Raw genomic sequence first — 22,445 nt, 5'->3', positions numbered from 1 at the left:
ATGAGCATGGCCGCCTTGTTATGCTATAATTGGACCAATCACCAAGGTTTTCGTAAACTGTATATTGATTGAGGAAAAGCAGAAGAATTCATGAAGATAGTCTATCTTGGAAGGCCAAGTCAGCGTCACACACCTGAGCCAAAGCTTGCAGGTGACGTAATCGAACTATTAGCTAATAATTGGGACGATTATGGCAACAAGACTACTTTTGCGACAACCTGCCGAATATCGGGGGAAATCGTTAAACTCGGTCCCCTGAAACTAATGATTGAGGGTGCTTCCACCAGCCAAACCTACCTCGACGGGCTCTTGAAAGGGAACTGGGACGGAGTCTTTCCGATCCCAAATACGAATTATCTCTCGCTTCCAAACGAAGTCGCCTTTTATGAACAGTTGCGAGATCGACTGAGTTTAGACACCGCGCGAGACGCTGCTGTCGTAATGCGCGATGCCAGCTACCTCATCCACCTTCAACAAGACCCGGCTGCCCTCAGCCTAATTGACAGCCAACCATTCCAGGATTCACTTCTACGCGAACGAGGCGAGACCAAATCCTATCTCGATGGCTGGAAGCTATTTTCGGCTGAAGCCATGTCTGTCCTGGATCTCGGTTTCGAGTTCAAAGATGTGTTTGGCGATACGTCTACCCTCAGCCTGAAATTCAAACAGATCAGCATTCTCCCGCACAATGTTAATGTCCTGATCGGTCCCAATGGCGTCGGAAAATCCCAGATCCTGCATCAGATGGTTGAGGACTGGCTTAACACCACGCCTGAAAAGCAGGCAAGTAAAGTAGGCTTCGTTGAGAAACCAAATCTTAGTCAGGTGGTGGTCGTTTCCTATAGTCCGTTTGAGCGCTTTCCAGTTGACCTGGAAACACAAGAACTGCAAGACAAAGATATCTATCGATATTTCGGCTTCCGTGGCCGATCTGTCAGTCGAAAGCCTGGACGTTTAGGCGGAATTTCCCTAACCCATCAGGCGCCGAAGAAAAACGCAGCAGCTTCATTGCTTGATTGCTTGACAGACGATATTCGCTACAAAGGACTTCGTAGTTGGGCAAACAAGCTGGAGACTGTCGAGCGCGTGCTTCGAACAGCATTCGCCTTCGACTATGCCGCTATCAATGTGGGCGAAGCGGTTGGACCCGCTAAGCAATTCTATTCCGACAGCACTCCCATCGACGATCTGTCATTTGATCTCGATGACCGGCGCTATCTTCCAATCAGCTCTGACCGGATCAACGAACTTAACGTAGATAAGGTCAGAAGCGCCTTTAACGCCGCCGACGGCGTGACATTTTTCCGCGATAGCAAAATCGTTCAATTAAGCTCCGGTCAAAAGCTATTCTCGTTTATTGTCATCAATATTCTGGGGGCAATCCGGCGTGACAGCTTGATCCTCATCGACGAACCTGAGTTATTCCTCCATCCGACCTTGGAAATCCAGTTTATCGACATGCTGAAGACGATCCTTGATCGCTTCAACTCTAAAGCTTTGCTTGCTACGCACTCACTCGTCACAGTCCGTGAAGTTCCAAGCGAGTGTGTGCATGTCTTAGCACGAACCAAAGATGGTCTCTCAATTCGCACCCCGCCTTTCCAAACCTTTGGCGGTGACATGCAACGTATCAGTTCCTATGTCTTCGGCGACAGCGAAGCCTCCAAGCCGTTTGAACGCTGGATCGAAAACAAACTGGAAGAGCTCGGCTCGGCCGAAGCTCTCATTGCGGCGCTTGGCAATGATATCAACGAGGAGCTCGCGATCCAGATTCAGGGCATGGAGCGCGAGGGATGGTGATGCACCTACCACTACCCGTATCCGCCGCTGACCATCTTACTCTCATCGATGAAATCGTGGCGGAACGCACACACGAACCAAACAAAACCTTTTTTAACGGTATCGCCAACGAGTGGAAGCAGCGCGTCAAAGACTATTTGACCCACGGAGGCTCGCCAGAGCACATTCGCGAATGGTCTGCGATCATGCAGAAGACAAAAACATTCCAGAACCTATACAGCCATCCTGCTGATGGGTCATCACAGGGCAAGATGCTACAAAGTTTGCGGGATCACGATCTGGACATTTGTCCGTCATGCGGGAGTCCTGCAGTGACGGAAACTCTCGACCATTATCTTCCAAAAGGAAAATATCCTCAATTCGCGGTAACGCCAGCCAATCTGACGCCGATGTGTGACCCGTGCCAACGCCGTAAGGGAGAAAAGACTGGCAACGCGGCAACACCTCGCTTTTTCATCCATCCCTATTTCGACACTTTTTCTCTGGAGCAGATTATCCAACTGACTATCGATCCTCCGTTCACGACGCCAACTTTTACGCTTGAACCTCACCCCGACCTGCTGACTGTCGAAAAACAATTGGTTGAATCGCATTTGCAGAAACTCCAAATCGCCCGCCGTTACATCCGCTTTTTCCGGAATGAACACCGGCGCTTGCTCCGCAATGTGACCAACTTGCGCGCTAAGGAATTGGATGTCATCCAGAACATTGAAGTCTGGCAGAAAGGTCAGGCCCATCCAACGCCAAACAGTTGGCAACATTTGTTTTACGAGGCCGTCATGAGAAATGACGCCTATCGCGCTCACCTTGTCAGCGGGCCATTGACACCATTGCCATAATTGCAACTTGTCTTATGCATTTGGGGTCGCTGCATGCGGCAAAATCAGGAAGGGGACGGGTCGGTAACAGGCAGACCATAATGGGCCGGCTTAGGGTCAGGACCCATTGATATGAGCGGCAGGTTGTGATTCAGTCTCCTCACAGAGGCTGAATCAGATTTCCGCAATCAAATCAATGGGTCCTGAGCCTAAAAGCCTGTTTAGAAATGCAAGTTGATCGGCGGTCCGACGTACGCTTCCTGCGCTTCGGTAATCCGGCTCTCAGATTTAGCCGAATTACGTCCGCTATGTGGAAGTTCGTTTCAAAAAAATATGTCTGAGAAGAGGGCGGAAGCGGTTGGTCCGCTTAGCGAGAGTCAAGCAGACAGGAGGGTTCCGCTTCATCTCGGACGTATGGACTTCAGAACCCATTCTCGCAAAGCGGACACGAGCGATTCAGCACTCGTCTCGAAAGAAGTTGACGTGATGTCCTCTCTCTGGATCCAATCGTCTTGGCCACGTAATTTTCTCAAAAAGATAGTAGTTAATCTCGGCACGTTTCACGATCGGTATTTGATTGACTTTCAAAAGGAATACAAATGAACGCGGCGCAAGCACGGCAGATTTTACGGGGATTGGATGAGGAGGAACCGGCAGTGTTGCCAGTTTCTGTCCTAAAAAATCTTAATGTAAATGATATTCCAGATGGTTGCGGATTTCAAATCGGTACTATCGAAGATAGCATCCATAAAATCGAGTGGAATGGCACCATCTACCGACGTGGCGCGAATTTGGTCGGGGAAGCCGATCATACATGGACGCGCAAGTATTGGTATTCTCCGATTGGTCTGGAACAGTATCTTGATCTTGTCCGTCGAGCCGTAGAGGCACGGCAAAAATCTTGTGGCGACGTTGCGATAACCTATCAAGATGACGATGGGGCGTATATCGCGCTACGTTTCGAAATAATGACAACCGAAACCAATTTGAGTTTGGCCTACGCTGCTATACTCAAAGTTAGCCATCAAGTCGAAGAAGCTGCAACTGCTGCGTCGGACGAAGTTGGCAAGCGGATATCAGAAATAGCCGCCCGCCTATCAGGCTGGGGATCAGAAAGTCTAGATAATCTTGTTGACGCTGTAGAAACCGCATCGACAAATCAGGATAAGGGGCGTTCTTTAGAAGAACTTTGTAGCCGACTATTTGAAACAGTTCCTGGCATGTCAGTCACTCAGCGCATACTTACTGAGACTGAGGAAATTGATATTTCTATTGTAAATGGAAGTGAAGATTCCCGTTTCAAACGGGAAGGAGCAATTATTCTCGCTGAGTGTAAGAATTGGTCCGGGAAATGCGGAAAAAATGAATTTGTCGTATTTCGTTCTAAAGTTGAAAATCGTAGTCGGAGAGCAACACTAGGTTTTCTGATTTCGTGGAACGGGTTTTCTGAAACGATCACAAAGGAAATGCTAAGAGGTAGCCGTGAAGAGACATTGATTATACCGCTTACAGGTCATGACATACGTGAAGCAGTTCGGAACATGAATTTCTCTCAAGTATTGGCAAAGACATGGGACGCTGCTGTCTCGTTGTAAATTGCCACATATCGACATTTTGTATTGTTTCAGTGAGACGCAATCACAAAAATTGCAGGTCATTCGCCGGTATATATGATAGAACGCATGCGTATAGATCGAGAATACCACAATATTTTCGGGAAATTAGGGGCTGTTATGACTGCACGCGAAGGCGCTTTTGAGTTCGACGAGAATGCAAGTCTTGACGAAAATCTATCTGCATTCGGAAGCCATATCAGCCAATTGGATGCGGCGCTTGCCGCAGATCTGTGTGACCGCTTTCCGATCTTGCTCGATGGAAAGTACAAGGCCGAGGAAATATGGGATCGATTACTCGATATCTGCGTCACACCGCCAGCAACGGAAGCAGCTGCTACGGCTCATGAGCAAACCGCGGCAGCAAACCCCAATGCGCCAGCGGTCGTGCAATCTTTGCCCACTCCGCCCCCAACCGTGACGGGTTGGCTCCTCGAAGGCGTCTTAATCGAGGGATTCAGAGGCGTGAACAACGAAGGTCAGCCGCTCGAACTCAAACTTCACCCGACCAAAGTCAACAGCATTTCTGCGGTCAACGGTGTTGGAAAGTCGTCCGTTTACGACGCAGTGCGCTATGCGATTACCGGAAAGCTGCCTTGGCTCGACGACCTTCCTGCTACCGAACGGGACAAGGATTATTACCAGAATCGCTTTCATTCTACCGGGCAATCAACCATCAAGCTTCAACTCGTCGCTGAACCAGGCTCCGAAAAGTGCGAGATCACGGTAATTCGGAACTCATTGGGGCAGCGCGCGGTTAGTGCCCCCACACCGTGGGACGCGACAGCGATACTGGCTGGGCTCAATCGTGAGTTCGTATTTCTTGACGGTCCGACATTTCAGAAATTCATCGAGGCTGCACCGCTGGCTCGCGGGCGTACCTTCTCTGGGCTTCTCGGCCTATCTGCATACAGCGACCTTCGCCAAGCACTGGCGGGGTTGGCAAACACTCGCGCCTTCAACAGTCATTTCGGCATCACTGCCCATACACAAGCTAAAACCCGTGAGGAACGGGCAGTAGGCGAGTTATCAAGGGCGATCGCCAACGACTACGAAACACTGGTTGGTACCGCCATCGGAACATTGGATGCGACGACTGCAAAAGAAAAGTGTAATGAAGCGCTGACCCAGATCGCCCCGCTCAAACCGGTGTGCCAGGGAAAGGCGTTCGATACCATCAACATCGATGCCTGTATTGAGGCTATCAAAGATGCCGAGGGTGGACCGAAGCGCGAACGGCTCGGTGCCTGTATTCGCGAGCGTGGAAGCCTCGCAAAGGTCAACCACGACGCTCCCGACACGGCACGTGCCGAGCTGTTGGTTACTCGCGCGGCCGAACGGGCGGAGGCATTGGAAAGAACCGCTGGCGACTTGATGCTCCAGCTTTATCAAGCCGGTACAAACGTTATCGAAAGTGGACAGTGGGAGGACACGCACCTTTGCCCGCTCTGTGATGGAAAGGCACCCCGTAGCCTGAAAGAACACCTCGCCTTCAGGCTTTTCGAATTTGAAGCATTGGACAAAGCAACCGCCTTTCTTGCGGCCGAATGGAATGAAGCCGGGTGGACAGAGCTAATACAGCTTGAAGCAGTCGTTGAGACCGTTCCAGAAAAACGCCTGTTCGCAGGGCACCAGGCCCGTGCCGGATCTGGCACAATCACACAGGCTGAAGCAGAGACTTTGGTGCAATACTTGGCAACGTTGCGCTCGAAAGCAACGGAGCTTGATGAGCAGCTCGAGAGGGAACAGGCCCAGTTCGAAAGGGAACTGCCACCGTCATCGGTGGAAGTTACCAAGAAGGTGGAGACCGCGCGACGTCTGCAGGAGAATTGGAGCAAGCTCGATCTGTCACAGAAGGCATTGGTTGCTGAGCAAGCGAGGGAAGATTGCGTCGACCGGATCAGGAGCTTCTTGAAGGGCACATCCAGCGCCTTTGCGACAGCTGAGGCTGGCATGAGCAGCGCCCGGCTTGCGGCAGTCGAACCCATCTTCAAAAGCTATTTCAAGAAGATGTCGTTCTACGGAGTGGAACCAGCTGTCTCTAAGAAGGTGAACAGCGAGGAACTCCGCATTAACCTTGCCCAGTTCTATGGGCTGACGAATGTCTCTCCGCAGGCGCTCCTCTCCGAGAGCTTTCGGAACGCCTTCGCTATATCGCTCTATCTGGCCGCCGCATCACTCTACGGCGGTCTGCCGAAATTCATCGTGCTCGACGACGTGACGTCAAGCTTTGATGCCGGTCATCAGAACTTTCTTGTTGAACTTATCAGGACAACATTTGCGCGGCCTGGCAACGCCGCAGGCCCACAGGTCATACTCTTGAGCCATGACACCATGCTTGAGAAGCTTTTTAACAAGCACACCGGCACAGGAACGTGGTGGCATCAACGAATAGAAGGATCGCCCCAAGTGGCCGTCCTTCCGCAAGCCGGAGCAGTCAATAAGGTCCGGGACCGCACAATATCAATGCTTCAGGCTGGTCAGGTCGACTTTGCCAAGGAAGGAGTGCGGCAATACCTGGAGTACCGATTAAGTGATCTCATCAGCAAACTCCGGATCCCTGTGCCGGTCGATATCGCCTTTAACGACGACAAGCACCTGTCACATGAGTTTCTGAAAGCGATCGAAGCTGCGGTTAAGCTGCACAAGGCGGCCAATATACTCACGCTGGCCTCGGCACAGGAAGTTGGTCTTAACACCAATATGATAACGATTGTCGGAAATTTCCTAAGTCATTGGGGTACTGGCCAAACTGCAGCGTTCTCCGGCCCGTCCTTGCTTGGCGTGATGCAAGCCATTGACGACTATTGTGATTGCTTCACCTTCGAGCCTGCGCCTGGCGCGCCCCGACGATATTACAAGACGCTGTCGCAGCAGCAGTGAGGCATGCGAACGGAATTTTTGGGAAATCGGACAGGGACTTGCGCGGCAGGAATGAAGGCGTGTTGCAGGCGAGTGGCTGCTTTTCCAACTCCATTGCTCCAAAACAGGCGGCCGGCAAGCCCCCCCCCTTCACTGACCTAATCTTCTTCGGCGAGAAGAGGCTCAAAGAGATTTTTCAAATCTTGATCGTCGAAAGTATCTTCCTGCACATCCTCACCGGTCACGGACAACTCTTCATCCTGCGCGGCATTCTCATTCACCTCTTCAATCCGGCTTTGAATGGCACGTTTAGCGCTCTCCACTGCTTGTGGGTTGTACCCGATACGATTGGCGAGTTTTTCAACAGTCGAAATGTAGTCAGAGAGAGTTGAATCTGAGTCCACATGCCCGAGATTGTCACTTACATTCTCGATCATTTCAGGAATTGCCGTATTTATTTCACCATCGAACATATGTCCGAGATTGGCCTTGTTGGTGTCGATCGATGTCACAACGCGTTCGAGGTCATCAGGATCGAGAGAGCCGCCGAGCATTTTGCGAATGGCGCTCTCGATAGCGACGGCCAACGGGCCTGTATCTTTTTTTTCGTTCTGAGGTGCAGATAGTAGGTTGGCGAGGATGGTGGGCAGCGTCCGAGCATCATCCCATGACTTGAATTGGTCTTTTGGGTTGGTTGCGATTGCGACCGCCGTTTCCAAAAATAGCTCAAGTCCGCTCAACTTCCACCATTGAAGCAGCATATTGATACGGTCTGATGTTGTCGTGTTATAGGCACGGAAATTGGTAGGGTTCGAAGAAATACGCTTCCATCTCGGTATCGTGTTGAGCCGTTGCACAAGCGCCGAGAAACCCGCCAAGAATGTCCTCCAGTTATCAGGCGTTAGGTCGGATAACTTTTTGAACTGATCGACTATTTGCATCGCGCACGAGGGCGTGGGGGCTCCTGCCGCCATCGTTACCAACAATTTTCTGTCGAGCAGATAGCGGTAGAGATAATCACGAACGGACGGGTTAATAAATGATATGCGGCCGTTTGCGACGGCGATAAAGCCGCCTTCCAGCACTTTTACGCTGTTCTCAAAATCCTTAGCGTCCCAGGCTATGCCGAATTTCTGGCACAAAAGTGGATGCAGCCCTTCAAATATTTCCTGAATATCTTCAATTTCTGCGCCGTATTGTGACCCAAAATAGAGAGCAAATAAAAGATGCTGACACCGACGTGGTATGTGATGCTGAAATTGCTTGTCCCAGATTGACTCTGGATCATTTAGCTTATTAATAAATATTTCAGGATAATCTTCGGCTGCCACATCTTCGATATGCGATGCGTCAGTCATCCATTCTACGATTCGTGGATTATAGAACTTGTGATCAATAATTTTCTTGATCGTTCCGGTATCATAGAGTGCTCGAATATGTTCGATTGGTACGCCAGCGACGACGAGATGATTGTAAAGAATTCGAGCCCGTATTCGGCGAGTATAAATACCTACATCAAGCAGATATTGCGCCACGTCGAGCCTGTGATCGGCAAGGACATCGGACACAAGTTTTGCATGTTGAAAAACTGGTGCACGGGTCGTGAGGATAAACCTTGCTGTGGGCGTACGACGTACTCGCGCAATAAACCGGCCAAGCTCGGTGTCTTGGGTAGATAAGGCTCTTTCGTCGAGCGCGATGCGACCCAAAAAGTCGTCAAAAAAGAACACCTGCCGGCGACTGTCATTTATCCGCGCAAATCCGTCGTCGAGACTTCGGATCGCGACGAGATCCCAATCTTCCCCGATGTAGGCATACGCCAGCATTTCGGCCAAAGTTGTCTTTCCCACGCCTCCAGGCCCGGAAATGATCAAAATGCGTTGGCTTTCGAGAACTTTTCGTCCCTGACCAAAGCTCGGGTTTTCGGCATAAACGTTTAGTTTTGCGGTGATCTCCGCTCGGGTGACTGTCGTGAAGTTATGTGATGCAGACTGCAAAACTCGTTCGAGGATAGCCGTATCGGATAGCCAAAGTTTGACGTGGCTTTTAGCGACATCGTCATGCTTTCGAAGAAGCGAGTTCAGGTCTTCAAAACCCAATATATCAGATGCGTTGATCAGGCTTGGGCCTATGATATCCGCGAGCGCCTTCTTATTAGCGGGCGTGAGAGAAACCGAAGTGACGAGAATATAGCGGTCCGGCTGTATTTGATCGATCGATGGGCGAGCATTCCGCATTTGCCTTGCCAATGCTGCGAAACCTGACATGCGAAGGTGCTTCGCCTGAAGGATTGTGGTTGCTCCAGATTTTGCGTGGCGTCCGTCAACACCTCCATCGGGACCAGGGCCAAACCCCTCAAATCGACAAGCTAATTCCTCGCCCAACAGGTCTCGTGCAAGATCTTCAAAATCGGCTGGAGAGAGGGAGGTGAAACTGTATGTCACGATCTTACCGCTAAATGTGTCTAGGTCGATACGCAGCGAAGCGTCGCCAATGGTATCTGATCAAGTTAGTTCGAACGATAGCATATCCTGATGGTGGTCGCTTTCTACCGCCAAGCGAAGTGGCTCGAGTTGGTCGGTAGCCGTCATTTGCACAAATGGCACAAAGGACTGTTTTCGGTCATATCTTTCCAATACCCGACATTCCGCTGCCCTGAAGAGTTTCGGGCGCCGCGAGGCGTACGAAAGTCTGGGAAGACCGAACCCGCGACACCGGGACTCAGTTATGGGGAATTTGCAACTGGCGCCACCCCGGGGGAGAGCCTGAGCCAGAGCATACAGGTGCGTTTGTGGAACTGGAACGGGTTTTTATGACCGGATCTGCATGACGCGATGACAGAACTGGCGGTGCAGACAGCGATTTTCCCGGTTTTTCCGGTGATGCGTACAGGAGCCCCGGTTTGCCGGAGTGCAGCCACTTCGGCATTGGGATCGGTCATGCTGTGGTCTCTGCGGGCTGTCATGGTGATCCCCCGGCCGGATCAGTCGCCTGTGGCGGCCCTCGGGACTGGCACCATCGGGGAAGGATCTGGATGACGACCATCGGACCACCACAGCATGGGCACGGCGGTGGCGTGACCGGTTCGGCTTCCGGGACTTCTGGCGCTGGTGTGGATATGACATTCAGCAGTTCCCGCACCCGGGCGAGGCTGGCCTTGCGACTGGAACTGGCCAACAGGCCATAATGGCGGATGCGATGAAATCCCCGTGGCAGGACATGCAGCATGAAGCGGCGGATGAACTCATCCGTGGCGAGTGTCATGACCTGCTGCTGGTGGGCCGCGTCCCGCCGGTAGTCCTTGTAGCGGAACGTCACGCCCTTTTCGTTGAACGCCAGGAGGCGGCGGTTCGATATGGCGACGCGGTGGGTATAGCGCGACAGGTAGGCCAGCACCGCTTTGGGACCGGCAAAAGGTGGTTTGGCATAAACGACCCAGGGTCTGGTTCGCACAGGGGCCAGATACCGCAGAAAGGTACGACGGTCTGCGAGAGGGGCAAGCTGCCCCCGGAAGACCAGCCGGTCGGCATCGAAAAGTGCGAGCAGCCGGGTGAGGAACAGACGGCGAAACAGCTTGCCCAGCACGCGAACGGGCAGGAGGAAGGCCGGGCGCGACGAGATCCAGCGCTGGCCATCGGGCGAGAGACCGCCACCCGGCACGATCATGTGCACATGGGGATGGTGGGTCAGCGCCGATGCTTGAGGCATACGTCGCGTTGAGCAACCGGGCAACTTCATCACGGCTCAGCACGACGGGCAGGTTGCGGGGCTGCGCTACCCGGACCAACTTGCGTGCAAGGTCGGGGCGGTCGAGCGTCTGGGTGAAGAAAAACCGCAGCGCCGACACGATGGCGTTCATGGTCGGTGTCGGCATGCCAGCCGCGTTCTGCGCAATCTGAAACTGGCGCACATCCTCGACTGTTGCCGTGTGGGGTGAGCGGCCCAGAAACGTGGCGAAACGGCCGACATCGCGAAGGTAATTGCGCTGCGTCTCCCGGGAGAACCGCCGCACCGCCATGTCATCAAGCAGGCGCTGGCGAAGGGGACTGATTGCAGCAATGCACAGGGACTCTGTCATCATCCGGCTCCTTCTGGTGGGAAGAAGCCAGAGTGCTTGGCCCGATCAGGACAGTTCCAAATAAAACAGATCGCTCACGCCGTGGTGACAGACCTGCACATCGCACCAATCCCGCGCAGCGGGTTCGTTCTTCCCCCCCATTGCCGTCGTTTCCTGCCGGGAAAAGGCTGCGGATTTTGGGCGCGTTCGGGGCTTTTAGAGTCAGAGGGCTGCGGGGATTTTCGTGACGGGTTGAGAGGATGGGAGAGAGTCTCCTGTCCGCCCGTCATGGAGTTTTTCGCCATGGCGACCACTATTCCCAAAATCAGCCTCAGTTCGTCCCGTGACATCCCGTTCAACCGGCTGGTGCTGTCCCAGTCCAATGTGCGGCGTGTGAAGTCCGGCCTGTCGATTGAGGAACTGGCCCGCGACATTGAGCGTCGCGGACTGCTGCAGAGCCTGAATGTCCGCCCCATCCTTGATGATGCTGGTGTCGAAACCGGTAGCTATGAAGTGCCAGCCGGTGGGCGACGTTTTCGCGCCCTTGAACTGCTGGTGAAGCAGAAGAAACTGGCAAAGACGGCACCCGTGCCGTGCGTCGTGCGCGAGGCCGGATCGGCCATTCTCGCCGAGGATGATTCCCTGGCCGAGAACGTGCAGCGGGTGGCCCTGCATCCGCTGGACCAGTTTCGGGCCTTTCGCGACATGCTGGAGAAAGGCATGTCCGAGGAAGAAATCGCTGCCGCGTTCTTTGTCGCACCGGCCGTGGTCAAACAGCGCCTGCGGCTGATGACGGTGTCCGACAAACTGCTCGATATCTACGAGCAGGATGGCATGAAGCTGGAACAGCTGATGGCCTTTTCCATCAGCGATGATCATGCCCGCCAGGAACAGGTCTGGGACATCGTGTCCCAGAGCCATAACCGCGAACCCTACGTCATCCGTCGCATGCTGACGGAAAAGACCGTGCGGGCCTCGGATGCCCGCGCCCGCTTCGTCGGGCTGGAGGCCTATATCGTAGCGGGTGGCCACGTCATGCGCGACCTGTTCGAGGCCGATGACGGCGGCTGGCTGCAGGATCCGGCTATTCTGGACCAGCTGGTCATCGAAAAGCTGCATGCAGCCGCAGAAGATATCCGCGCCGAGGGCTGGAAATGGGTCGAGACGGCGCTATCGTTCCCATGGGGACACACACGGCAGTTCGTCGAGATCGATGGCAGGGAAGTGCCCCTGACCGATGAAGAGACAGCCCGTCTCGAAGTCCTGCGTGCCGAGCAGCAAACCATCGAGGCTGAATATGCCCAGGCCGATGAATATCCAGACGAGGTCGATGCAAGACTGGGCGAGATAGAACAGGCCATTCTTGCCCTGGAAGAACGGCCACTGGCGTTCGATCCCGCTGACATGGCGCGGGCAGGCGCCTTCGTCAGCCTCGACAGCGATGGCACGCTGCAGGTGGAGCGGGGTTTCGTACTGCCCGAGGACATGCCGGTCGAGCCGGAGGAGGCTGATGATGCTGGCAGTGTCGATGAATACGGTCATCGTCCGCATGATCGGCACGACGACGATAGCACAGGCCAAGGTTATGAGGACAGGGAGGACGGCAGCATCTCTCCCGACATCGAACCCGAGGAGGAAGACGGGATCAAACCACTGCCTGACCGGTTGCTGACCGAACTGACAGCCTGGCGTACGCTGGCCCTGCGGGACGCGTTTGCCAGCAACCCGCATATTGCCCTGACTGAATTCCTGCATACGCTGGTGCGCGATGTTTACTGGCAGACACCAGGCGCGGATTGCCTGGAAGCCTATGTCCGCGAAATCCCGCTGCCGGTCCATTCGCCCGACATGCCGGGCAGTGTACCGGCGCATGCGCTGCGCCAGCGCAACGAGGGCTGGAAACACGACCTGCCCGATGACGAGGATGCGCTGTGGCGCTGGATCGACGGGCTGGACGACGCCAGTCGCATGGCGCTTCTGGCGCATTGCCTGTCCTTCGGGGTCAATGCGCTCTACGAGCGCATGCCCGCCTATGGCGCGGTGTCCCAGCGCAGCGTCACCGAGCGCCTCAGACGGGCAGACCGTCTGGCGTCCGCCCTCAGCCTCGATCTGGTCGAGGCAGGCTGGCAGCCCACGGTCGAGAACTATCTCGGTCGGGTGACCAAGGCCCGTATCCTTCAGGCGGTGCGGGAAGCACGCGGTGCTGAGGCGGCAGAGCGCATCGCCCACCTGAAGAAGCCCGACATGGCGCGCGAGGCCGAGCGGCTGCTGGATGGCTCGGGCTGGCTGCCCGAGGCGTTGCGGACCGTAGGGCTGGCCGATCAGGCACAGGCTGAAACAGTGACGGCAGGCGGGGATATGGAGGCCATCGCCGCCGAGTAGCCCTTATGAGGTCTGGAACTTTGAGACAGCGGCTTCCGGTGCCCGGAAGCCGCTTTTTTCATGTCCGGCATCCCGGAAAGAGGGAGAGGTCGGCTTCGCCTCTGGTGCCGAATAACCGGCATCAGAGGAGAGTTTTCCATGACCACGATCAACATCCTGCCCCCTGCGTCCCGTGGCGCCGCGTCCGGCGGCTTCCGGATCGATCCCTCCCGTGGCGGCCGCAATACCCGCGTATCGTCCGAATGGTTCTCGCGCCCCGACGACGAGCGTTACCTGTCCCTGTCCGACCTGCATGCCGCGACCCTGGCGCGGGCAGACCGGGCCACGGCCCGCACGGTGGAAAGCCGCGCCATCCACGTTGAGGCTTCGCGTGACAATGCCGAACGTCTGGCCCTGACCGTGCCGGGGCAGCATGAGCCGATCGCGCCCACGCACTGGTCGTTCGGCCAGATGTGCAGCCTGGTTGGCGCACCATCCGCGTATCTTCGAAACCTTCCGGCTCCGCTGGCGGCGATCAACCTGCAGCACGGGCTGCTGTCGCATCGGGCCGAACTGGTCAAGACACTGGAAACCGAGGACGGGCGGGTGGAACTGCGCGCCGTAACCGGTCCGGATTACGGCCGCATCTGGGATCACGAACTGGTCGGCGCGGTGCGGAAAATTGCTGGTGACGGCACAGGCGATACCAACTGGAAAGTGCCGGGCGTCATCGACTGGGCTACCATGACCCATAATCCCTATGTGGATATCACCAAGGAAACGACCACGCTCTACGCATCAGACAGGGACGTTTTTTTATTCCTCGTGGACGATACGCACCCGATCGAGGCCGGACGCCTGCCCAATGGCGACCCCGATCTCTATTTCCGGGGCTTCTATGCCTGGAATTCGGAAGTTGGCAGCAAGAGCCTCGGCATTGCGTCATTCTACCTGCGCGGAGTGTGTCAAAACCGCCTTTTGTGGGGCATCGAAAATTTCGAACAGATTACGATCCGGCATAGCAAGTTTGCAGCCTCGCGTTTCGTGCATCAGGCGACACCCGCCCTGCGGAATTTCGCCACGGCCAGCCCGGCCTCGTTCGTCTCGGGCATTCAGGCCTCGCGTCAGGCGCTGGTGGCCAGAACCGATGACGATCGGGAAAGTTTCCTGCGACGTCGCGGGTTCTCGAAACCGGAAACCAGCAAGATCATTGAAACCGTGTTGAACGAGGAGGGACGCAAGCCCGAGAGCGTGTTCGATTTCGTGCAGGGGATTACAGCGCTGGCGCGGACAAAGGCCAACCAGGACACGCGGCTGGATCTGGAGGAGAAGGCCCGCAGGCTGATGGAGCGTGCTTCCTGAAAGCCGCTTTTCTGTCTTTCCGCCAATACGTTTTTACGAGCCCGGCCACTGCGCCGGGCTTTTTCGTTTCGGGAGTTCTTCCGATGGCTGATTTCTTCACGCATTTTTCCTGCGTGCTTGATGTGGGCACAGTGGAAAACGCGGCCAAGGCGCTCGATCTCTACAATGAATTCATGGACGAACTGGCGGCGGAAGATCCGCCATCTGACGGTTTTGTCCTGTCGATCGTGCCGGAATATGGGGGCACGAAACTCTGGATGCACGATGAGGTGACCGGCGATCCGCATCAGGTCGTGGAATTCGTGCTACGCTGTGCGCGAACATTCCGGTTGCGGGGCCGATGGGGATTCCAGTGGGCCAATACGGCCTCGCGTCCCCGGATCGGGGCCTTCAGCGGTGGCGCGCATCTGCTTGACCTTGGCCGGCGCAGGACGATTTCATGGATGACCACCGATCGCTGGCTGGCGATCGCCCTGGACGGAGGCGATCCCGACACAGGAGGGGAGGGCGATGACCGTGCATAATGCGGGCGATCTCGCGCGTCGTCTGGCGGAAAACGCAGAGGCGGTGTGCCGTCATTACCTGTCGGCCGGGCGGCGGCATGGTAATTACTGGCTGGTCGGTGATGTGCGCAATACACCAGGACGGTCGCTCTATGTCCGCCTCCATGGTCCCTCGGAAGGGCGGGGCGCGGCTGGTCGCTGGACCGATGCCAGCACGGGTGAATTCGGCGATCTGCTCGATCTGATCCGTGAAGCCCTTGGTCTCGCCGATTTTCGTGATGTCGCCGACGAGGCGCGCAGCTTTTTGGCGTTACCGCATCCCGAACCTGACCGGGCGGGGGATCGCCTGCGGACGGTCCCATCGCGGCGAGCAGAGACGGGTGGCACAAGTACGGACGCTGCACGCCGTCTGTGGGATGCCAGCCGACCTCTGTCGGGCATTGCAGACGTCTATCTGCGAAGCCGCGATCTGACGGACCGTTCGGGGCTGGCCGCGTTGCGTTTCCACCTCGACTGCTATTATCGCGCCGACACTGACAGTCCGACCGAGACATGGCCCGCGCTGATTGCCGCCGTGACCGACCTCGAAGGTCGCGTGACCGGCGTGCATCGCACCTGGCTGGCGCACGACGGGCGCGGCAAGGCGCCTGTCGAAATGCCGCGACGGGCGATGGGCGACCTGCTCGGTAACGCCGTGCGTTTTGGTACGACATCCGACGTTCTGGCGGCGGGCGAGGGTATCGAGACGGTGCTCTCGCTCCATGAGGTCATGCCCGATCTGCCACTGGCCGCCTGCCTGTCCTCGGCGCATCTCGCCGCCATGGTGTTTCCAAATACGCTGCGCCGCCTCTATGTGCTGCGCGATGACGACCTGGCCGGGGACCATGCGGTAACGATCCTGCAGGCTCGGACGCAGGAGGCCGGGATCGAGTGCCTCGTGCTGTCACCGCGTCTGGCGGATTTCAACGATGATCTCCGCTATCTCGGGCGTGGCGCGATGCGGGCGATCCTGCATTCCCAGCTTGCCCCGCAGGACGTGGCGCGGTTCCTGCATCCGGTCACGTACTGAGGCGGGCCGGGAAGGGGGTGTGAGGTCCGTCTTCTTTCCGGTGTGGCGCGGGGTTGTCCTGTATCCGGATGAGGCGCGCCCGCAGCCTTTCAGGAAGGGGAGCGGGCGTCAGCCAGGCCGGGCCTGCAATGGCGGAGACGGCTATTTTCCGCCGCGCGGGACTGCGTCCGCGCTTTGCATCGCGAAGCAAAATAGCCGTCTCCCTGCCATCCTCCACTGCGTTCCGGCCGCGCGTCGTGCCGCGCGCGGTTCCGGCCCGGTCTTCGTCTGCCGCTGTCCGCCCCCGGAAAGGCCGCGAGGGGCGCGGCCAGAACCGGAGGACAAGCCCATGACCCGCACACAGGACGATTTCGAACCCGCACACGCCACCTCTTCCACCGCCCATGTGCTGGCGGAACTCCAGCTTTACGGCCACCGTCCCTTCGAGGACGAGCCAGACCCGAGGCCGTTGCCCGACGCCAGCCAGATCGAGGGCGCGGTGGTCGACATCTTCGATGCCCTGTCCGCCACGCTGACCGACACCCGGCTGGAACCCGATCTCGAACCGCTGCTCTGGTCCACGGTCAATGTCTTCCATCGCATGGTCGGGCAGGTGGAGCGCGATCTTGACCGCAACGAAGCGGCACAGAAACGCAGCCAGCAGGAACAGGACGGCAGCGAAATCCGCTCGGTGGAACTGGAGCGCCTCATTGCCGAGGGGCTGACTTTGCTGGAGCGACGCAACGCTTACGAGATTTTCCGCGACCTGGCCTGCGACCAGTTCGAACGCCTGACAATGTCGCCCTGGCGCCCGCGCTCCGGCTCGCTGGTCAGCCGCAGCACCCTGACGGCTTCCATGATCGACAGCCGTGATTTCCTCAGTGCCCGCCGCAAGGCCGAAACCGAACTGCTCGTGCCTCCGGGGCCAAAGGTCGCGGTCACCGGCGGGCTCGATTACGAGGACCATCATCTGATCTGGAACCGTCTGGACAAGGTGCGCGAGAAGCACCCCGACATGGTGTTGCTGCACGGTGGCTCACCCAAGGGCGCGGAATTCATTGCCTCTCGCTGGGCGGACCACCGCGAAATTCCGCAGATTGCCTTCAAACCCGACTGGAACCGGCATGGCAAGGCGGCCCCGTTCCGGCGCAACGACGCCCTGCTGAAAGCCCTGCCCATCGGGGTCATGGTGTTCCCGGGATCGGGCATTCAGGACAATCTGGCCGACAAGGCGAAGCAGATGGGTATCCCGGTCTGGAGGTTCCAGAAAGAGAGTGGCATCTGACAGGTAGTGCGGAAACCGTGCCGAGAAATCGGCATGGTAGCATCGAGCTAGCGCGTTGACTGCTTTTCAGTGCTTAAAATAAATAAGGCATGACGCGTCCAATCCGGCTATCCAATGACGGATTGTAGCATATTCTGCCGTCGATCCCGATCGACAATATTGACCTTTACCTTAAAACACGCCTGATTAACTTAGTGATATCTATAACTTGCTTTTTTTCGGTTTCGGCTGATGCAGCCTTCTTTTCACATTCGGCTTCAATGCGTTTCGGACATCCTTGTCGACGGTTGCAAGATCGAACCACTCGGGATCGAAATGGCCACCACACCAGGCCTTGGTTTCCCGATGCTCTGGATCCTTGGGGGAGCCGAGTACCTCCAGAAACCGCTCATAGCCTGAAATGCCGCCAACGTCCTCGGGCGGGCGGGCACGCGCGCCGTCAACACAGGTCGCGTGGTGGGGAGCGCTTTCGAGGAAAAGCAGATCTTCGATTTCTACGGTGTGGTGCCAGTCGTCGCCAAAATCATAGACGTAGGTGAACGCCGTGCCCGCGTTGCGGAAATCGCGCAACCGGACCTGGCGCTCGTCAAAGACCTGGGGATCGCCGATGGCCGATCCTTCCGCAGCCTCAATGGCATTTCCGTAACGCAGTCCCCCGATCTCGAACTCATGGAGATGATAATTCCACCAGTTAAAGGCCGCCTGGATAGCGAGGTGAAGCTGCTCCAGGTTCCATTCACTTGGCACGACGAGACGCCGCCAGACGGCTGGTTCGATCTCGTCGATCGAGACTCTGAGCTGCATAGCGTTGGGAGGTCCAAACATGGTTCCAAAAAAATCGGCAATGCCTGACAAAGTCAAGAAAGTTGCGTGTGGCGGGGTGTAAGATCAGTGCTGATTTCTCGGCACGGTTTTTACAGAGCGTGGTGGGCGTGATTTCCACGATGGTCTGTGAAAATAGCCAATCTGACGCCTGATCCGCAATGACGTCGGGCTCCCCAGCCGCTGCGAGTCTGATGGCTGGAGACACGTTCGTCCACCCCTGGTCGGCCCCCGCCCGGAGAACCGGCGGGACGGATTTCGGTGGTAGCCCCGTGCGCCTGCGGGGACGGTCCATGGATGAAAAGCCCATGGCATCCCCATCGGCGAAAGGGCCGGGACGGCAGGCTGCGAACGAGGAATCATCCGGATCGCTTTGACGGGATGCGCCTGTGCCGGGAGTGGGGCCTGTCGCACCGCACGACGCAACCCTGCCCATGAGCGAGGAAAGGGGGCGTAACATCGGGAACGGAAACACGACCACCGGACGGGGCCAGTTTCCCACAGTGGCAGGGTGACAGTCTCGCGCCAGATTGCATCGTCACCCTCTGAAGGACCAGTCATGCCGGCATCGTATCTCCGAGGGGCTGTCGGGTCCGCACACCATGGCCTCTGATTGATGGCTGATCTAGCCGAAGACCGGCTACGCCTCGATCGGCTGGCCGCAACGGCGTGCCAGAACTTTCTTCCCCTGACGGCTGCGCCGTCATTCCTCGCGGGACAAGAAAGTTCCGGCCCTGCCGTCCTCCGCTGCGCTGCGGCCCCGAGGGGTGCTCTGCCGCTCGCCTCCGGCTGGTCGATCGCCATCGAGGCCACGGTGGTCGCGGCCCGATAACAGCATGGAGACACGACAATGGCTAACATCGGTTCCTTCAAGAAGGTGGGCGAAGGCTTCGAAGGCGAAATCGTCACCCTGGCCCTGCAGGCCCGCAACGTCCGGCTGGTGGCCGAAACCAACCGTCCCAACGACAACGCCCCCAACTACCGCGTCTATCTGGGCAGGATTGAACTCGGTGCGGCCTGGACCCGCCGCTCCAGCGAAGGGCGCACCTATCTGAGCCTGAAGCTGGATGATCCCTCTTTCGCCGCCCCGATCTTCGCCAACCTGTTCACCGACGAGGACGGCGAGGGCTACTCCCTGATCTGGACCCGGCCGCGCAGCCGGAACGGGGACTGAACCTCCCACGACCAACCCCGCCCGGTCTCTCCGGGCGGGGCCTTCCGGGCTTTCTGGCGGGCTCTTCCCGGGCGCGGGCGATCGTGCTGGTCGCCCGACGTGAGACGCAGGCGGAATACGAGGCTTTCCCTCAGCCTTCCCATTGTACCATGCGCGAGGGCGCACCGCGTCAAGGACGCGTGGTCCCCCCAATTTTGCCCGACGCACCCGTGCCGGGCGCGCCAGACAAAATCGGCTCCCCCACGCGCCGGCGAGCCGGTCGCCTGCGGCGATCCCTGACCCGGTCCGCCCCGGCATGAGCCGTCCGTCCTGTCTTCGAGAAACGAAAGGAGCAGGACGATGACCACGTTACACGACCACATCCAGATGCTGCGGGCCGAACTGACCAGCTTTCATCTCAGCAAACGCGAGCGCCGACAGATCGAGCGCGAACTCAAGGAGGCGCTTGCCCGACGCGATGCCGAGCCCCCCGCCTGACGGGGGGCTTTTTTTCTGGTCAGCCCGTCGGTCTTCTCCGACAGCACTGAAGCCGCCTGAATGGTGCGTGGACGCCGATTCCTTTTTGCCTTCGCCCGGAAAGAACAATGTTGAATATCCACAAAGCGACTATTATAGTCGTATTTCTGGTGTGCAGGCCTTGCGTGTCGGATGTGATCGCGGATGATCACTGGCCGACAGGTAAGGGCGGCACGGGCACTTCTGAACTGGACACAGGAAAGGCTCGCTGAAAAGGCCCTCGTAGCATTGACCGCGCTCAAGCGCCTTGAATCCGAACGCGGTCTGGGCGTTCACGAGGGTACGATCGATCAGGTCCGTCGCGCGCTGGAAGCGGCGGGCATTCTGTTCATCGAGTCCGGACAGGGACGCGGCGTCATGTTTCTAAACGAGACTTCCGATATCCAGACGCGGCAGGGTAGGGGGCGTGGCCGGGTGGAATCGTCCTGATCCGCTCCGTTCATGTCATTTTTCCCCCTTGGGCGCGCTGATTTCTGGCGGGGCATGCGAGCCGGGCCGGTCAGCAATCCAGATCTTTGTTATCGAACCGATCTGGCAGCGGTATCATGAGGAACCGTCATGACGGAGCCGTCTTTCCTCGATCATCCCCCTCTCACCCAACGGGTGAACGCCTACGACGAAGCGCATCTAGGGCTCTATCTGCGCCTTCTGGTCGCGGACGAGGAAGGGGCGGACTGGCGCGAGGTCGTTGCGGTGCTGTTTGGCCTTGATCCCGTCTGTGAACCCGAACGCGCCAAGGTGGTGCATGATAGGCATCTGGCACGGGCGCGCTGGATGACCGAAGCAGGTTTCCAGCATCTGCTGCAACCGCGCCTGCAATAGCCGGGCTTCGCCCCGGCTCCCGCATGCGCCCTGCGCTTCTCTCCCCGATAAAAAATCAGGGTCTATGCATTCACGCTCCCAATCTGGCTGATGGAAGCTCCCCCTTTCGCCGCATGGGGGGACAGGCAGGGAGGCCCGCATGCCGACATCCTTCTGGCGTTCACCGGAACTGCGCGACCATATCAGCCGTCTGGACCGCTCCGGTTTCGCCGTCGAATTTCTCCGTCGTAACACCACCTATCGCTGCGATTATGCCCGCCTGCAACGGCGGATTGGCCGCCGTGGCGTGGATTCTGCCGCCGAGTGTGCAGCGTTCACCCGACGCTGGGGGCTCTGCTTTTGTCCATGCACCCGATGAACCCGCCCGTCAGGGGCACATGGTCTGGCGGCCCGAGGTTTCACCGGCCACGCTGATTCTGACATCCGCGCCATCGGATTTCGCCATCGTGACCCCGATCAATCCGGCGGTGCTCGGAACTATTCTGGCCCGTCATGATGCGGAAGACGACACGTGGCTGGTGATCGGCGATGTGGCGGGCGATCTTTACCTTCGGCTTCTGAACCCGCTGGCCATCGGTAGACCCGCCGTGCTCCTGCCGATGGATGACGCCGCCGAACTGCGTCTCGACGTGGCGCTGCGTTTTTTCCGCAGGCAGCGCGGCCAGCGTGTCGGTCTGCTTCCGCGCGCCCTCCGGCTCACCCCATTGCAACGCGCGCGGCAGATGCTGCTCCTGCTCGCCTTCGATATTCACGAAGCTGGCGGCACCACCCGCGATATCGCCATTGCGGCCAATCGCTCATGGCAGGCGGATTTACCGGCAGTGGAATGGCGCAACACGGCGGCGCGGCGCCATGCGGAGCGCCTGATTCTTGACGCCCGGAACCGGGTCAGCGGCGGCTACCTGGATTTCTTACGCGGTCGGTAACATAGTCGTTTTTGCTTCTTCGCGCTGCGTTTTCCCATCAGTTCAACGCTGCCATATGCCCGGCTGCGCCCGGCGTCTCGGGCATACGCTCCGACGCGTGGGGGTGGACACTGACATCGAAAAATCTTCGTCCACCCCCAACGCCTGCTTTCTCCGCCACCGTCATCCCGATCCGCCGCACCATCCCCGCGGCGCTTCGAGACCAGATGGAGGCGTACTATGTTCGACCGACACGCGCCGTCACCGGCGCGCTACCTGCGCACACATCAGGCCGCGCAGATTCTTGGCCTTTCTCCCCGCACGCTGGAAAAATACCGCTGCCATGGCAGTGGCCCGACCTTCCGCAAGCTTGGCGGTCGTGTCGTCTACCTGATCGACGACCTCGACGCCTGGGCTACCGCCAGCGCCTGCCGTTCCACGTCTGATCCGAATTATGACGAGGCCCGCTCTGCCGGCCTTGATCGCCGGTGAGGGGG

General features: G+C 57.6%; 18 protein-coding genes and 2 pseudogenes. 16 read left to right on the top strand and 4 right to left on the bottom strand.

Annotated features, from left to right (window positions below):
• The first annotated feature begins 90 nt into the window (after positions 1 to 90).
• The 4 genes from HNW77_RS05365 to HNW77_RS05350 all read left to right on the top strand — a co-directional run bounded on the left by HNW77_RS05365 (position 91) and on the right by HNW77_RS05350 (position 7,114).
• Positions 91 to 1,800 carry an ATP-binding protein gene (locus HNW77_RS05365; RefSeq protein WP_172155875.1) on the top strand — a complete coding sequence of 570 codons (1,710 nt, stop codon included), beginning with the start codon at positions 91 to 93 and terminating at the stop codon, positions 1,798 to 1,800.
• Positions 1,794 to 2,639, top strand: a complete 846-nt coding sequence (locus HNW77_RS05360) for a hypothetical protein (RefSeq protein ID WP_172155873.1) — start codon at positions 1,794 to 1,796, stop codon at positions 2,637 to 2,639. Before HNW77_RS05365 ends, HNW77_RS05360 begins: the two co-directional genes overlap by 7 nt.
• 578 nt (positions 2,640 to 3,217) lie before the next feature.
• Positions 3,218 to 4,213 carry a restriction endonuclease gene (locus HNW77_RS05355; RefSeq protein WP_172155871.1) on the top strand — a complete coding sequence of 332 codons (996 nt, stop codon included), beginning with the start codon at positions 3,218 to 3,220 and terminating at the stop codon, positions 4,211 to 4,213.
• A gap of 138 nt (positions 4,214 to 4,351) precedes the next feature.
• Positions 4,352 to 7,114 (top strand): AAA family ATPase, encoded by a 2,763-nt coding sequence (locus HNW77_RS05350; RefSeq protein ID WP_172155869.1) that lies wholly within the window; start codon positions 4,352 to 4,354, stop codon positions 7,112 to 7,114.
• 137 nt (positions 7,115 to 7,251) lie between these two features.
• On the opposite strand, the gene HNW77_RS05345 is transcribed toward HNW77_RS05350, so the two are convergent.
• The 3 genes and pseudogenes from HNW77_RS05345 to HNW77_RS17655 form a co-directional block, all read right to left on the bottom strand.
• The gene (locus HNW77_RS05345; RefSeq protein WP_172155867.1) at positions 7,252 to 9,537 is read right to left on the bottom strand and encodes an nSTAND3 domain-containing NTPase; all 2,286 of its coding nucleotides are present in this window, start codon (positions 9,535 to 9,537) and stop codon (positions 7,252 to 7,254) included.
• 517 nt (positions 9,538 to 10,054) lie between these two features.
• A pseudogene (locus HNW77_RS05340) lies at positions 10,055 to 10,789 on the bottom strand (IS91 family transposase); the annotation flags it as partial.
• Positions 10,790 to 10,955: 166 nt separating this feature from the next.
• Positions 10,956 to 11,111: pseudogene (locus tag HNW77_RS17655) on the bottom strand (integrase); the annotation flags it as partial.
• Positions 11,112 to 11,453: 342 nt separating this feature from the next.
• On the opposite strand from HNW77_RS17655, the gene HNW77_RS05330 reads away from it, so the two are divergent.
• The 5 genes from HNW77_RS05330 to HNW77_RS05310 all read left to right on the top strand — a co-directional run bounded on the left by HNW77_RS05330 (position 11,454) and on the right by HNW77_RS05310 (position 17,709).
• Positions 11,454 to 13,532 carry a ParB/RepB/Spo0J family partition protein gene (locus HNW77_RS05330; protein ID WP_172155865.1) on the top strand — a complete coding sequence of 693 codons (2,079 nt, stop codon included), beginning with the start codon at positions 11,454 to 11,456 and terminating at the stop codon, positions 13,530 to 13,532.
• A gap of 138 nt (positions 13,533 to 13,670) precedes the next feature.
• Positions 13,671 to 14,873: a DUF932 domain-containing protein gene (locus HNW77_RS05325; protein ID WP_172155863.1), complete on the top strand. Its 1,203-nt coding sequence runs from the start codon at positions 13,671 to 13,673 to the stop codon at positions 14,871 to 14,873.
• 83 nt (positions 14,874 to 14,956) lie between these two features.
• Positions 14,957 to 15,397 carry a hypothetical protein gene (locus tag HNW77_RS05320; RefSeq protein WP_172155861.1) on the top strand — a complete coding sequence of 147 codons (441 nt, stop codon included), beginning with the start codon at positions 14,957 to 14,959 and terminating at the stop codon, positions 15,395 to 15,397.
• Positions 15,384 to 16,445 (top strand): DUF7146 domain-containing protein, encoded by a 1,062-nt coding sequence (locus tag HNW77_RS05315; RefSeq protein WP_172155859.1) that lies wholly within the window; start codon positions 15,384 to 15,386, stop codon positions 16,443 to 16,445. The genes HNW77_RS05320 and HNW77_RS05315 overlap by 14 nt, the downstream gene beginning before the upstream one ends.
• 328 nt (positions 16,446 to 16,773) lie before the next feature.
• Entirely contained in the window at positions 16,774 to 17,709 is a 936-nt protein-coding gene (locus HNW77_RS05310; RefSeq protein WP_172155857.1) for a DUF2493 domain-containing protein, read from the top strand.
• A 201-nt stretch (positions 17,710 to 17,910) separates the two neighbouring features.
• Here HNW77_RS05310 and HNW77_RS05305 read toward each other — a convergent pair whose 3' ends face one another.
• Positions 17,911 to 18,513: a plasmid pRiA4b ORF-3 family protein gene (locus HNW77_RS05305; RefSeq protein WP_241694307.1), complete on the bottom strand. Its 603-nt coding sequence runs from the start codon at positions 18,511 to 18,513 to the stop codon at positions 17,911 to 17,913.
• A gap of 868 nt (positions 18,514 to 19,381) precedes the next feature.
• On the opposite strand from HNW77_RS05305, the gene HNW77_RS05300 reads away from it, so the two are divergent.
• From HNW77_RS05300 to HNW77_RS05270, 7 genes are all read left to right on the top strand, one after another.
• Complete coding sequence (locus tag HNW77_RS05300; RefSeq protein ID WP_007396851.1) at positions 19,382 to 19,705, top strand: DUF736 domain-containing protein; 324 nt, start codon at positions 19,382 to 19,384, stop codon at positions 19,703 to 19,705.
• Between the two features lie 339 nt (positions 19,706 to 20,044).
• Positions 20,045 to 20,182: a hypothetical protein gene (locus HNW77_RS05295; protein WP_165829200.1), complete on the top strand. Its 138-nt coding sequence runs from the start codon at positions 20,045 to 20,047 to the stop codon at positions 20,180 to 20,182.
• 183 nt (positions 20,183 to 20,365) lie between these two features.
• The gene (locus HNW77_RS05290; protein ID WP_039732310.1) at positions 20,366 to 20,650 is read left to right on the top strand and encodes a helix-turn-helix domain-containing protein; all 285 of its coding nucleotides are present in this window, start codon (positions 20,366 to 20,368) and stop codon (positions 20,648 to 20,650) included.
• 129 nt (positions 20,651 to 20,779) lie between these two features.
• Entirely contained in the window at positions 20,780 to 21,043 is a 264-nt protein-coding gene (locus HNW77_RS05285; protein WP_062272368.1) for a DUF2285 domain-containing protein, read from the top strand.
• 139 nt (positions 21,044 to 21,182) lie between these two features.
• Positions 21,183 to 21,401, top strand: a complete 219-nt coding sequence (locus HNW77_RS05280) for a transcriptional regulator domain-containing protein (RefSeq protein ID WP_039732312.1) — start codon at positions 21,183 to 21,185, stop codon at positions 21,399 to 21,401.
• Between the two features lie 19 nt (positions 21,402 to 21,420).
• A complete protein-coding gene (locus HNW77_RS05275; protein WP_241694306.1) occupies positions 21,421 to 21,969 on the top strand; it encodes a DUF2285 domain-containing protein in 549 nt (182 codons plus the stop codon).
• A gap of 219 nt (positions 21,970 to 22,188) precedes the next feature.
• Complete coding sequence (locus HNW77_RS05270; protein WP_007397904.1) at positions 22,189 to 22,440, top strand: helix-turn-helix transcriptional regulator; 252 nt, start codon at positions 22,189 to 22,191, stop codon at positions 22,438 to 22,440.
• Positions 22,441 to 22,445 lie beyond the last annotated feature (5 nt).

The organism is Komagataeibacter melomenusus, from assembly GCF_013155395.1.
Lineage (GTDB): Bacteria > Pseudomonadota > Alphaproteobacteria > Acetobacterales > Acetobacteraceae > Komagataeibacter > Komagataeibacter melomenusus.
Note: the sequence above shows the minus strand (reverse complement) of the source record. Positions and strands in the feature narration are given on the sequence as shown.